Here is a 13,164-nt window from a genome sequence, read left to right on the forward strand (position 1 = left end):
TTTCGATCCCGATGCTTTTGACCTCGCTGCCGTCAACGAACGACTAGCGGAATTTGAGTTCTGAACGGTCGGCGCGGCCTCTGCATGACGCTTACGTTGTGAGGGCGATGACCTTGAGAGCGAAGCCCCTCTTCTCCAGCATTGCGATAGCACCGGAGCCACTCAGAGGTGTCGGTCTCGAAATGCAACACCGCGTGCATACAGGACCGTTGCCGGTTTCCTGGTACATCAACACCCACCGTAATCTCGCGGTCCTCAGTTCATTTTAGTTGAAACGATGTGTTTGAATCACACACCCGGACTTGTCATGAAAGCTTCTGACAGGCACGGTTGCCTTTCAAATAATGTTCTCATTTGCGATGATAGGTCCGATTTGAGACCATTCTATTTCGGCAAATTCGGGATGTCAACGCGCAAGAAATGAGCTGCGAATGCGTGTGGACATCGAATGGCTTCGTGGTGTGGCGGGAAAGAAGGCGGGGGAAGGATGGCGTCGATACAACGTGAAAAGGGTCATGCTCAGGGTGGGTAAACTGCAAGAGCCCGGCTTTGATGCTGGTAAAAATGGTAAGTGGCGGAGTTGTTGACGTCTTGCTCAAGTGTGCGCAGAATCCGGTTCGGTCAGCAGCAGCAGGATGCATCGTCTGCGGTGCCGGCAGGCTGTTCATCTACCCGAAGGCGCCCGCTGGCATGGGCTCTTCACCCGATTGCAGTGTGAGCAGCCGTGCTAGTATTCCGACAAAACTAAACCCACCTGGCCAGCATGACCAAATCTTCTGGGAATATTGCCGCGAAGGAACCTCGTCCATCGCCCCGCGCTGCGGCGCGCATAGTGCATGTATTGCGACTGTTGGCGGATTTGCGTGAGGGTGCCAATTTGAGTCGACTGTGTGAGCTCACTGGGACACCCAAAACCAGCTTGCTTACACTGTTGCGTGCCCTGACGGAAAGCGGTTATGTAAAGAACGTTCAAAGTACATACACACTCGGTCTTGAATCGTTCAAACTTGCGGCTGCCGTCGTTGCACACCGGCGGTTTCCGGAAGTCGCACAACCCACAATTGAGGGGCTTGCCGCCGCTTCCGGCGAGACCGTGCTGATCGGCCAGTTCACACAAGACAGGCAGCAAATGGTCTATGTCGCCAAGGCAGAAAGTCCGAAGGAAGTTCGGTTTATGGTATCGGTCGGTGATCGGAGACCGCTGTATTCCTCATCGGCAGGGCGCTTGCTCCTGGCTTACGCACCGAAGAATGAGCAAGATGCTCATATGAAAAGTGTCCGGATCGAGCCGACATCAAGAGTGGTGACTAGCAAGTCAATATTGAAGCAGTTGCTAGGAAGGGGAGCTGAATTGGGACTCGATGCTGCCGACCTTGGCTCTACCAATGACGTCTATGGCCTTGCGGCCCCCATTTTTGATTCGAGCGGAGATATGGTTGCGGCGCTGGTCGTCGCAGGTCCCAATGCCCGAATCGTGGCGGACGTTGACAGAATTCAGAAGCTGCTTGTTGAATCGGCCGAGGAGATATCCGAACTCCTTGGCCGCCGCGACGACCGCAGACCGATTCAGTCTTCTGTGTAAGGCTTCCAAGTCGAAACAGCTGAAAACTGTTTCGTGTCAGTTAGTGACTGGGGTGCGGCCGCGGGCTCCGACGCATCCTGGCACGGCGCTGCACTGTACATTCGCGGTGCGACCTTTGCTTTATGCATCGACCGGCGATTAATGGTAGTCGATGCCCCACGACGACGTCTTTCCCTGATCCGCAATGGCTTAGATACGTACGATCTCAGCGATTTCGCGTCGTGTGATTCATCTATGCTCAATCATTTTATTCGTATTCCTATTTAAATACATTGCGCATGCAGGCCGCCGACGCAGTCTTCGAGACGAGAGGCTGAAGCTGGTTCCGCGGTTTCACTCCGTCCTCCAAAAAAATCCGCCCCAAGAAATCCGCGGGTCCTGATGCGGCGGGGACACGCGTCTTATCAGATAAATAGATTGACCAGGCAACCCTCCGCCCCTCCACCGTGTTCATCAAGTGCGTATCCATGTGTGCTCGAGCCCCGCGCCGGGTAGAGGCGTACCCCTTCCTGCCGTATATGTCGCCACGTCATTAGGGTTTGCGCGGGTTTTTGCAAAAATCATTTGTTTTTAAAAAAATTCAATGCCTATAATTAAGTCTAAGTCCGATATGAAACCAATGGTCCGAATACGGAACATCATCATCGGCACTCATGAGGCAGGCTGCGTTGCCGTGTTCGAGCCTGCAGTTCCGTTGATCGCTTGGCTATTCGAAGGATTCGCAAAATGTTCGAGTTGTCGCAATTTCGCAGGCAGTTTCCGGTTGTTGGTTTGGCATTGGCGCTTCAGCTTCCTTTCATGGCCGTCAATGCGTTCGCTCAGGACGCGGTCGTGCAGATTGGGTTAGCGGCACCTATGACAGGCGCATATGCCGGATACGGCAAAGACACGGCAAACTCTGCACAGCTTGCCATTGATGAGGCTAACGCCAGGAAACTAGTGATCGGCGGAAAGCCGATCAAACTTCAGTTGGTTTCGGTCGATGATCAGGGGGACCCACGTATCGCAGTCCAGGTTGCCCAACAACTTGTCGACAACCGCGTCGTCGCGGTAATCGGGCACTTCAATTCGGGGACTACGATTCCTGCGTCCCAAATTTATGGGAAAGCAGGAATTCCTATGATTACGCCTGCCGCGACCAATCCCGCCATCACGCAAGGGGGCCTGTCGACCGTCTATCGTGTGATGGCAACTGACACACAAAACTCGGGTACGGCCGGCAAGTACGCGGCTACGGTGGTGAAGGCCAAGCGCATCGCCATTCTTGATGACCGCACTGCATTCGGTGCAGGGGAGGCGGATGAGTTCGAGAAAGCGGTCCGCTCTCATGGCAGCACGATAGTCAGTCGCGAGTACACGAGTGACAAGGCCGTGGATTTCAGCGCACAGCTGACGAAAATCAAGAGTCAGGATGTTGACCTTCTGTTCTTCGGCGGCTTGGACACACAAGCGGGAATGGTCGTCAAACGTATGCGGCAACTCGGTATGAAGGCGACGTTCCTTGCAGGCGGTGGCGTGGCCGACGCGAATTTCATCAAAATCGCGGGCGATGCCTCGGAAGGTTCGCTGGCTTGGGATTACGGTCTGCCATTGGAATCGCTCCCGAACGGCAAGACTTTTGCCGTCAAGTACAAGAAGACTTATGGCATTGATCTGCTTCCATATGGGCCGTTTGGCTATGACGCGGCGAACGTGCTGGTTAAAGCCATCGAAAGCGCCAATTCCACCAATCCTGCTGATATCAATGCGGCGATCAAGAAGATTCAAATCACCGGGATTACAGGCCCTATCGCCTTCTTTCCGAACGGTGACCTTAAATCTGCAAGTTCAACGCTCTATGAAGTGAAGGGTGGCCAATGGGTTGTAGTTACAACGGGGGACCCGGGCGTGTGAATCTAGTGTTCAAAGTTTGCCATTCGCAGCCAAACCTGCGCGATGGTAGTCAAGGTCGCGTCGTCGGACCGCTTCCAGTACACGTCACGCGAGAAAACGGGTTCCCTGAGGACGAAGCGGCAAAAGGGGCGAATGCAGCAGGGTACTGCGGAATCAACGGGAATGTCATTGCAGGAGGCGAACATGAATATCGCAGAAAGGTCATTGCGTCTGCAGGTCGAGAAATGGCTTGTGCCCACTCCTTCCACACCGGCTCGGGTGACCCAATTCAGTCGCACGCGTTCGAATCAGAGGCGCTTTGTACGCGTCGAGATAATTCGACCTGCAGGCGGCTTGGTTGGAATCTTCTTTTTCCGGCACGATGACGGAACATGGTGCGTGTTCCCGCCTGAGACCGCACGCTTGGCGATGCGCGCTTGCTAGAGTGCAATGTAATGGGCTGCCGGAAACGGTGCGTATTCACTGCGCAAGAATGGATGGTTTAACGAATTTCGAACTTGCCACACCAAACAAGATTAAATTACTCGTGAGCCCACAGAGCGATCGTTCCGATAACAAGCAAGCGACGACTCACGCTGACATGTTTTCGCGTAGTGGTTCTCCAAGTCGGTATTGGTGTCGGTACATGAGCGTCATTCGTGGGTTTTTGAGGATCAGGCAATTAATTAGGGGTTTCACATGAGCACGAAAGACACAAAATCTCGCGTGAGATTGTCATCGGATATCGGCGGCACTTTTACAGACATAGTGGTGGAGCGTGACGGCGAGCGACTCACAAGTAAGGTGCTGACGACGTACGGCGAGCCGGAGCGCGCCGTTATCGACGGGACACTTGCCTTGCTCGCGGAGCATGAAATCGCTCCGTCTGACGTAGAGCTGTTCATTCACGGAACGACGCTCGCGACCAATGCGATCATCGAGCGCAAAGGTGCATTGACAGCCGTTATTGGGACTGCGGGCTTCAGGGACACCCTTGATATCGCCGATGAAGGCCGGTTTGATCAGTACGATATTTTCATCGACAAGCCTGCGGCCTTGGTTGCGCGGTCGCGTCGATTCACAGTGATCGAGCGACTCAATGCGCGTGGTGAAGTAATGTTGCCGCTTGATGAGCACTCGGTCCGTGCATTGGTACCTGAGTTAAAGCGTATGAATATCAAGAGCGTTGCGGTCGCGCTGCTCCATTCGTACGTCAACCCGCAGCACGAGCAGCGGGTGCGGGAGATTCTTGCCGAGGAGTGCCCTGACATTCCGGTCACGTTGTCGTACGAAGTCTGTCCCGAAGTGCGTGAGTACGAACGCACTTCGACAGCTGTTGCTAATGCCTATGTTCAGCCCCTTATGGCTGGGTATCTAAATCGGCTTGGCCGAGAGCTTGTAACGCGTGGCTTTAGTTGTTCGGTCTACCTGATGACATCCGGCGGCGGACTGACGACGCTGGAGACCGCTGCACGTTTCCCGATTCGACTTGTGGAAAGCGGCCCAGCGGGCGGTGCAATCCTTGCGGCATATGTTGCTGCTGAATGTGGCGAGCACAAGGTCGTCTCGTTCGACATGGGAGGTACTACGGCGAAAATCTGTCTAATCGAGGATCTGAAGCCCCAATCTTCTCGTACCTTCGAAGTTGATCGCGCAGCGCGATTCTTGCGCGGTAGCGGCTTGCCGTTACGCATCCCCGTGATCGAAATGATAGAAATCGGTGCTGGAGGCGGATCTATTGCCCATGTTGACGCATTGAAGCGCATTGCTGTAGGGCCCGAGAGCGCCGGCTCGGAGCCGGGCCCTGCATGCTATGGTCGCGGCGGAGAAGAGCCAACGGTCACCGACGCAAATCTTTGTCTCGGTCGAATCGATCCAGATCGCTTTGCGGGCGGCAAGATGAAGCTTTATCCCGACCGTTCAGTCGTAGCTCTCACTCAAGCAATTGGAAAGAACCTTGACCTTTCAGTGCATCACTCGGCCTACGGCGTCCTCGAAATGGTCGACGAAAACATGGCCAATGCAGCACGAGTGCACTCTGTCGAACGCGGCAGAGATATTGCCACGCATACCATGATCGCTTTTGGCGGCGCAGCGCCCCTGCATGCGGCTCGTCTCGCCGAGAAATTGGGTATGGTCAGGGTGATTATCCCGGCGAATGCGGGCGTGGGATCCGCTGTCGGGTTTCTGCGGGCACCGATCGCTTTCGAGGTCGTACGAAGCCGCTATATGATTTTGTCCGAATTCGATGCAGGTCAGGCCAACCGGCTCATCGACCAAATGCGTCAGGAAGCCAGTGCCGTCGTCCGCGCCGGTTCGGGCGACGGCGAGCTTGTGGAAGTTTGTGAAGCATTTATGCGCTACAAGGGCCAGGGACATGAGATCGTGGTGCGTGTGCCGGCGCGCGAGCTGACGGCAGGCGACGCGGAGTCGCTTAGAGATGCTTTCGAAAAGGAATATATCGCACTGTTCTCGCGCGCGATTCCGTATGCAAATGTTGAAATACTGACTTGGACGCTTTCGGTTAGCACGATAGCGGAAAAACCTGATGTCGCACGCAAGGCGCCGGTGAAGGCGACAGGAGCAACGCCGGTCGGTGAACGGACCTTGTTCGACCCGGATTCGGATAGATCGATCACTGTTCCTGTCTACGCGCGAGAACAGATGGGGATTGGCGCCACGCTCACTGGTCCGGCCATTATCGCTGAGTATGAGACGACTACGTTCGTGCCCGCAACATTCAGCGCGTCCATTAACGATCGACTCTGCATCGTGCTCGAGAAGCGCACCTCCTGAGGAAAGCCATCATGAAACCAGAAGTCAAGCAGGGCGGACTGTTTGAAATCCGTCGCCAGATCATGTGGAACAGACTGCTGGCCGTAGTTGAGGAACAGGCGCAGACGCTGTTGCGCACCGCATTCAGTACGATTGTGCGCGAGTCCGGGGACCTCTCGGCCGGGGTATTTGATCTTCAAGGGCGCATGCTTGCACAGGCTGTCACAGGGACACCCGGACACGTCAACTCAATGGCCGAATCGGTTGGACACTTTCTTAAAGCGTTCCCCGTGGATAGCATGAAAGACGGCGACGTATATTGTACAAATGATCCATGGATGGGTACCGGACACTTGAATGACCTGGTAGTAGTGACGCCGTCCTTCCACAACGGTACATTGGTCGGACTATTTGCATCGACTAGCCACTTGATGGACATCGGGGGTATCGGTACTGTTCCCGACGGCACGGATGTATTCATGGAAGGGCTTTCTGTGCCGTTCATGAAACTTTTCGACACAGGTGCATTGAACGAAACGTTGATGGCTATCTTCAAGGCCAATACGCGCACGCCGGTCGACACGGAAGGAGATATTTACTCCCTGGTTAACTGCAACGCGATAGGAACGCGGCGGCTTTCGGAGATGATGCGCGAGTTTGGGCTGGAGAACCTTGAGGACCTGGGCCAGCATATCCTTGAAAGTTCACGCGCCGCGGTGCTGACGGCTATTCAAGAACTGCCGAAGGGGTCGTGGACAAATTCAATGACAATTGACGGCTACGACGAGCCGGTTACGTTAACTGCGACGACAACGATCGCGGAGCCGGGAATTACTGTCGACTTTGCCGGTTCATCTCCCGCAGCGCGCAAAGGCATCAACTGTCCCATGTCCTATGCCAAAGCCTATGCGATCTTCGGACTCACTTGTGCTGTCGCGCCGCGTATACCTAACAATGCGGGTTCACTTTCCCTGTTCGACGTGGTAGCGCCAGAAGGCTCCATTGTGAACGCGCTGAAACCCTCTCCCGTAGCGTCACGGCACATTGTCGGCCAGATGCTTCCAGATGTGGTGTTTGGCTGCCTGCATCAGGCCATTCCTGAGCGTGTGCCGGCCGAAGGAACCTCGTGCCTTTACCTGATGACCTTCCGTGGCCGTGAAGGTGGTAGCAATGGCGCCTTTGCCACTAGCATCGTGACGAACGGCGGTGTCGGTGCGCGTCCTGGCAAGGACGGCTTGAGTGCGACTGCATATCCAAGTGGCGTGAAGGGCACCCCCATCGAGATTGTCGAAACGACGACCCCGTTGATGTTCTGGAAAAAAGAGCTACGACCCGGCTCCGGGGGGGAAGGCCAGTGGCGTGGGGGGAACGGTCTTGATATCGAGATCGAGAATATATCCCCCAGCCCCGTTGAACTCCTGGCTGCTTTTGATCGGATCGAGCATGCCCCGCGTGGTCGTGACGAAGGTCGGGACGGTGCAAGCGGATACATTGGCATCCGTGATTCCGACAGAACGATGGCCGGAAAGGGGGTGCAGGTCATTCAGCCCGGCGAGGTCATTCAACTACGCACCCCGGGTGGCGGCGGCATTGGAAACCCGAAGTTGCGGGACAAAACCGCGGAACAGCGTGACGTTGAAAACGATCTCGTGATCCGGTAGTGGCGTTAGGCGAGGCGAGTCGGCTACTCGCTGTCTACTGCGCAATACAGGACGGCTGATAGCGATCCCCGATGTAACCCGAAATGACCGATTAGTTAGCAATAGGAGAAAGCGAAAGTGCCTCAGAAAGTCGTAATCATTGGCGGCGGAGTAGTTGGCAGTGCAGCAGCGTATTTTCTGCTGGTGAACGAACCGGGTCTCTCCGTCACAGTGTTGGAGCGCGATCCGAGTTATGTTCGCTCGTCTTCTGCTCTTTCTGCCGCCGGGATTCGTCAGCAGTTCTCTACTCCGATCGCAGTTCAGATGTCTGGCTTTGGGATCGAATTTCTTCGGTCCATGCCGGAACTTCTTGACGTGAACGGATCGAAGCCGACGGCTAGTCTGCATGAAGGCGGATACCTGTTTCTTGCAGACCGGAAGGGCGTCGATGTCATGCGAGAGAACTGCGCAATGCAGAATAGTCTTGGGGCTGACATTGCACTTCTGGATTGCAAGGGTTTGGTTGAGCGGTTTCCGTGGCTGAACGTGGATGATCTGGAGGCAGGCTCGTATGGGGTCTCAGGCGAAGGCTGGTTCGATGGCTACAGCGTACTTCAGGCACTAAGGAAAAAGGCCCAGGCGCTAGGTGCCCGCTATTTTCCATTGGAGGTTGCCGCTGTGCGCAGGCAAGCTCACCGGGCCACCGGCGTCGCAACGTCCTCCGGCGAGGAGTTTGAATGTGACACGCTGGTCAATGCAGCAGGGCCGTGGGCTAGAAACATCGCAGCGATGCTCGATATTGATCTCCCGGTGCACGCGCGCCGCCGGACCGTTTTCAACGTTTCATCCCCTGCCGTCCTGGACCGCGCTCCCTTTTTTATTGACCCGACTGGCGTCTGGTTTCGACCGGAAGGCAAGGGCTACATTTGCGGTATCGCACCCAGGCCCGAGAATGACCATGATGATCTTCCCCTGCACGATGTAGATCACGCGCTTTTCGACGAGATTGTGTGGCCTAAACTCGCAGAACGGGTTCCCCAGTTTGAGGCGCTCAGGGTCGAGAGTAGTTGGTCCGGTTACTACGAGTACAACGTATTTGATCAAAACGCCATCATCGGGTACCACCCCGATGTCGAGAATTGCGTTTTTGCGAACGGTTTCAGCGGCCACGGTATGCAGCATGGACCAGCAACGGGACGTGCTGTGAGCGAGCTGATCAGAAACGGTCGCTATACAACGTTGGATGTTTCTTCTCTTGGTTGGTCCAGGGTGCTGAAAAACCAACCGATTGTCGAGAAAAACGTTGTGTGATGAGCATACGGTGTAGAAAGCCCAATAATTCTGGATAAATAAAATGTACGATTTTGTACCTGTTTTCAAACAACCGACGGGTTCGCCCATTCGCGAACTTTCGAAGTATCTGGGCCAGCGGGACATGATCTCGTTTGCGGGAGGCGTGCCGGCGAGTGAGCTTTTCGACGTTCAGGGTCTGAAACGTGCAAGCGACAGCGCCTACGAGAATCCGGTGGCCTGTCTTCAATACGGGGCAACTGAAGGGGCGCCCGCATTGACAGAACAGATCATCCGCTTTGTTGCCGACGATGGCATCAGCTGCGAAGCCAACGAAATAATCGCGACAACAGGTTCGCAGCAGGGATTTGATTTGCTTCTCCGCACGCTCGTATCGCCCGGTGACGTCGTGCTGGTTGAGGAGCCGACTTATCCGGCGACATTACAGGCACTCAGGTTACAACAGGCCTCCGTCACCGCCATTCCGGTGGACAAAGATGGAATGGATGTCGGAGAGCTCAGAACGGTTCTCGAGTCAGGCGCGCTGAAGGCACGCCCGAAATTGCTTTATGTCGTACCGGCATTCTCTAATCCAGGCGGACTGACGCTAAGTCTCGAACGCAGGCTTGAACTGCTTGCGTTGGCAGTGAAGTATCAGTTTGTGATTGTCGAGGACGATCCCTACAGTGGTCTGCGTTTCGAAGGGGAGACTATCCCACCTTTGCTGAGTCTCGCGGGGCAGGTTGAGGGAGCCCGCAATTGGGTGGTGCATCTGGGCAGCCTCTCCAAAATTGTCGCGCCGGGATTGAGAGTCGGCTGGACTATCGGGCCGGAGGAGATCGTGCGGAGATGCGTCATCGCAAAGCAGACCGCAGATCTCTGCAGTTCGACGTGGATGCAGGCTGTCGCAGCCGAGTATTTTAAAAGCGGTGCAATTCGGCCTCACCTGAAGACCATTTCAAGTGAATACAGGCGCAAATGCGACGCACTTTGTGATTCGCTGAGAGCGGAGTTTGGCGACGAGATTGAATTTCAGCCTCCCAAGGGCGGGATGTTTCTTTGGGCGCGTTTGAAGTCCCGAAAGGATACGTCATTGCTTCTTGCCAACGCGATTGCGCAGAACGTTATTTTCGTGCCAGGAAAGGCATTTTTCGTCGACAAGGTCGACGTCGGCTCGCTACGGTTGTCATATGCGGCACCGAGCGTTGACGAGATCAAGGAAGGCGTGAAGCGGCTTAAGCTCGCGTTCGAAGGTGCGCTTACAAAGAACGACGCTGCGATTCAGTCGTGAGCGGCGACGAGAGGACAGACATGAAAGTATTGGTTGCGGTGAAGCGAGTGCTGGACTTCAACATCAAGGTTCGGGTGAAGGCGGATCAATCGGGCGTGGATCTCAGTAACGTGAAGATGTCGATGAATCCGTTCGACGAGATCGCGGTTGAAGAAGCGGTGCGTCTACGTGAAGCGGGCGTTGCGACCGAAGTGATCGCCGTGTCGGCGGGCGTGACGCAATCGCAGGAAACGCTGCGCACGGCGCTGGCGATCGGCGCGGACCGCGCGATCCTGATCGAGTCGAACGAAGAGCTGCAACCGCTGGCCGTGGCCAAGCTGCTGAAGGCGCTGGTTGACCGCGAACAGCCGCAACTGATCATCCTCGGCAAGCAGGCCATCGACGACGATTCGAATCAGACCGGCCAGATGCTGGCTGCGCTGGCTAACCTCCCGCAAGCGACGTTTGCATCGAAGGTTGTGGTGGCGGACGGCAGGGCGACGGTTTCGCGTGAAGTGGATGGCGGTGCTGAAATGTTGTCGCTGACGCTGCCGGCCGTGGTTACGACTGATCTGCGCCTCAACGAGCCGCGCTACGTGACGCTGCCGAACATCATGAAGGCGAAGAAGAAGCCACTGGAGACGATCAAGCCGGAAGACTTGGGTGTCGACGTCACGCCGCGCCTGAAGACGCTGAAAGTCGTTGAGCCGCCCAAGCGTTCCGCCGGTGCGAAGGTGCCAGATGTGAAGACGCTGGTCGAGAAGCTCAAGACCGAAGCCAAGGTGCTGTAAGGAGACGAACGAAATGACTATTCTGGTAATTGCGGAACACGACAACGCGTCGGTGAAGACTGCGACGCTCAATACGGTCGCTGCCGCGGCGGTAATTGCCACACTAAGCAGCCAGGACGTTCACGTGCTTGTGGCGGGTAACAACGCACAAGGCGCGGCGGATGCCGCGGCGAAGATTGCAGGCGTGACCAAGGTTCTACTGGCCGACGCGCCGCAACTCGAAGCAGGCCTCGCAGAATACGTCGAAGCGACGGTGATGAACGTTGCGAAGGACTACACACACATCCTCGCGCCGGCAACTGCCTACGGTAAGAACCTTGCGCCGCGTATCGCCGCGAAGCTGGACGTCGCGCAGATCAGCGACATCGTCGCAGTGGATTCGGCCGACACGTTCGCGCGCCCGATCTTTGCAGGTAACGCGATCGCTACCATTCAGTCGGATGACTCCATCAAGGTCGTCACAGTGCGCACGACCGGTTTTGACGCTGCGGCAGCCGAAGGCGGAAGCGCAACGATCGAGAAGATCGAAGCGGCAGCAGACACTGGCCTGTTGCAGTTCGTCAGCCGTGAAGTGACGAAGCTGGATCGTCCGGAGCTGACCTCGGCGTCGATCATCGTTTCGGGTGGTCGCGGTCTGGGCAGCGGCGAGAACTACATGAAGGTGCTCGAGCCGCTGGCGGATAAGTTAAACGCGGCATTGGGCGCCTCGCGTGCAGCAGTGGATGCAGGCTTTGTACCGAACGACTATCAGGTCGGCCAGACCGGCAAGATCGTCGCGCCGCAGTTGTACATTGCAGTCGGCATCTCGGGTGCGATTCAGCATCTGGCCGGGATGAAGGACTCGAAGGTCATCGTTGCGATCAACAAGGACGCGGAAGCGCCGATTTTCAGCGTCGCCGATTATGGACTGGTTGGAGACTTGTTCGACCTCGTTCCTGAACTCGTTGGTGAACTGAACTCGTAAACGATTCGCGGCGATTTAGAAGTCCGGCCAGATCGTAAGCAGACACGTTGGTCGTCCACGGGCGCATCGTGCGTGAATTCCCAAATGATTTTCAAGGAGACGGTATGAGTGCGCAAAAAGTTGCTGTTGTCACTGCTGCGGGTAAAGGCATGGGCGGCGCGATCGCGCGGGAGCTGGCATCCAGCGGTTATCGGGTGGCGCTTATGTCGCCGTCGGGCAGCGCAGCGAAACTCGCTGAAGAATTGGGCGGTTTTGGTATCTCTGGCTCGGTTACGGAGGAGGCAGATATTGATCGGCTAGTCGCCGAAACGCTTGACAAATACGGACGAGTCGATGCGGTGGTGAACAATACGGGCCACCCCCCGAAAGGCGATCTATTGACGCTTACTGATGACGAGTGGCGGGCCGGCCTTGACATCGTCTTGCTGAACGTCATTCGTATGTTGCGGCGTGTGACGCCGGTGTTCGAATCACAAGGAGGTGGCGCAATCGTCAATATCTCCAGCTTTGCAGCCGTTTCACCGCTTCAGATCATGCCGGTCTCCTCGACGCTGCGAGCAGGGTTGAGCGCGTTTACGCAGTTGTACGCTGAGCGCTATGCCGCGAAGAATATTCGTATCAATTCAGTCCTGCCGGGCTACATCGACAGTTGGGACGCCTCTGAGGAATTTATTGCTGCCCTGCCAGCAAAGCGACTCGGGACCGTCGAGGAAATCGCAAAGGCAGTTGCCTTTCTTCTATCAGACGGCGCGGGATATATCACCGGACAAAACATTCGTGTTGACGGAGCACTGGTTCGAGCCCTGTAAGCTTTCGCCAGGCGTGAGATCCAAAGGAAGGTTGGTGAGCTAACATCCCGCCAGCCCTCTATATAAGACTTTATAAATTATTGATATTTCCGTAAAACATGACAACCAATCGTAGTCCTGCGCGTTATATCTTCAACGAACTGTCTGGAGGTATGGGGCATGGTCAAGAGA

Annotated in this window: 10 protein-coding genes; all 10 read left to right on the top strand. The window is 55.8% G+C overall.

Annotation, left to right across the window (positions count from 1 at the left end):
* Positions 1–763: 763 nt before the first annotated feature.
* The gene (locus ABH944_RS44135) at positions 764–1,582 is read left to right on the top strand and encodes an IclR family transcriptional regulator (protein WP_404615682.1); all 819 of its coding nucleotides are present in this window, start codon (positions 764–766) and stop codon (positions 1,580–1,582) included.
* A gap of 798 nt (positions 1,583–2,380) precedes the next feature.
* Entirely contained in the window at positions 2,381–3,475 is a 1,095-nt protein-coding gene (locus ABH944_RS44140) for a branched-chain amino acid ABC transporter substrate-binding protein (RefSeq protein WP_404615684.1), read from the top strand.
* Between the two features lie 183 nt (positions 3,476–3,658).
* Entirely contained in the window at positions 3,659–3,898 is a 240-nt protein-coding gene (locus ABH944_RS44145) for a hypothetical protein (RefSeq protein WP_404615680.1), read from the top strand.
* Positions 3,899–4,153: 255 nt separating this feature from the next.
* A complete protein-coding gene (locus ABH944_RS44150) occupies positions 4,154–6,250 on the top strand; it encodes a hydantoinase/oxoprolinase family protein (protein WP_404615678.1) in 2,097 nt (698 codons plus the stop codon).
* 11 nt (positions 6,251–6,261) lie between these two features.
* Complete coding sequence (locus ABH944_RS44155) at positions 6,262–7,890, top strand: hydantoinase B/oxoprolinase family protein (protein ID WP_404615676.1); 1,629 nt, start codon at positions 6,262–6,264, stop codon at positions 7,888–7,890.
* 117 nt (positions 7,891–8,007) lie between these two features.
* Positions 8,008–9,180 carry an NAD(P)/FAD-dependent oxidoreductase gene (locus ABH944_RS44160; RefSeq protein ID WP_404615674.1) on the top strand — a complete coding sequence of 391 codons (1,173 nt, stop codon included), beginning with the start codon at positions 8,008–8,010 and terminating at the stop codon, positions 9,178–9,180.
* 43 nt (positions 9,181–9,223) lie between these two features.
* Positions 9,224–10,450 (top strand): aminotransferase-like domain-containing protein, encoded by a 1,227-nt coding sequence (locus tag ABH944_RS44165; protein ID WP_404615672.1) that lies wholly within the window; start codon positions 9,224–9,226, stop codon positions 10,448–10,450.
* A gap of 20 nt (positions 10,451–10,470) precedes the next feature.
* Positions 10,471–11,220 carry an electron transfer flavoprotein subunit beta/FixA family protein gene (locus ABH944_RS44170; RefSeq protein WP_404615670.1) on the top strand — a complete coding sequence of 250 codons (750 nt, stop codon included), beginning with the start codon at positions 10,471–10,473 and terminating at the stop codon, positions 11,218–11,220.
* 13 nt (positions 11,221–11,233) lie between these two features.
* Positions 11,234–12,184 carry an electron transfer flavoprotein subunit alpha/FixB family protein gene (locus ABH944_RS44175; RefSeq protein WP_404615668.1) on the top strand — a complete coding sequence of 317 codons (951 nt, stop codon included), beginning with the start codon at positions 11,234–11,236 and terminating at the stop codon, positions 12,182–12,184.
* Positions 12,185–12,288: 104 nt separating this feature from the next.
* The gene (locus tag ABH944_RS44180; RefSeq protein WP_404615666.1) at positions 12,289–12,993 is read left to right on the top strand and encodes an SDR family oxidoreductase; all 705 of its coding nucleotides are present in this window, start codon (positions 12,289–12,291) and stop codon (positions 12,991–12,993) included.
* The last annotated feature ends 171 nt before the right edge of the window (positions 12,994–13,164 follow it).

This window comes from Caballeronia udeis (assembly GCF_044909315.1).
Lineage (GTDB): Bacteria > Pseudomonadota > Gammaproteobacteria > Burkholderiales > Burkholderiaceae > Caballeronia > Caballeronia udeis_A.

Coding starts and splice junctions, on each gene's coding strand:
- ABH944_RS44155 (WP_404615676.1), top strand. CDS start 6,262: ATGAAACCAGAAGTCAAGCAGGGCGGACTGTTTGAAATCCGTCGCCAG.
- ABH944_RS44180 (WP_404615666.1), top strand. CDS start 12,289: ATGAGTGCGCAAAAAGTTGCTGTTGTCACTGCTGCGGGTAAAGGCATG.
- ABH944_RS44135 (WP_404615682.1), top strand. CDS start 764: ATGACCAAATCTTCTGGGAATATTGCCGCGAAGGAACCTCGTCCATCG.
- ABH944_RS44150 (WP_404615678.1), top strand. CDS start 4,154: ATGAGCACGAAAGACACAAAATCTCGCGTGAGATTGTCATCGGATATC.
- ABH944_RS44145 (WP_404615680.1), top strand. CDS start 3,659: ATGAATATCGCAGAAAGGTCATTGCGTCTGCAGGTCGAGAAATGGCTT.
- ABH944_RS44140 (WP_404615684.1), top strand. CDS start 2,381: ATGGCCGTCAATGCGTTCGCTCAGGACGCGGTCGTGCAGATTGGGTTA.
- ABH944_RS44175 (WP_404615668.1), top strand. CDS start 11,234: ATGACTATTCTGGTAATTGCGGAACACGACAACGCGTCGGTGAAGACT.
- ABH944_RS44170 (WP_404615670.1), top strand. CDS start 10,471: ATGAAAGTATTGGTTGCGGTGAAGCGAGTGCTGGACTTCAACATCAAG.
- ABH944_RS44165 (WP_404615672.1), top strand. CDS start 9,224: ATGTACGATTTTGTACCTGTTTTCAAACAACCGACGGGTTCGCCCATT.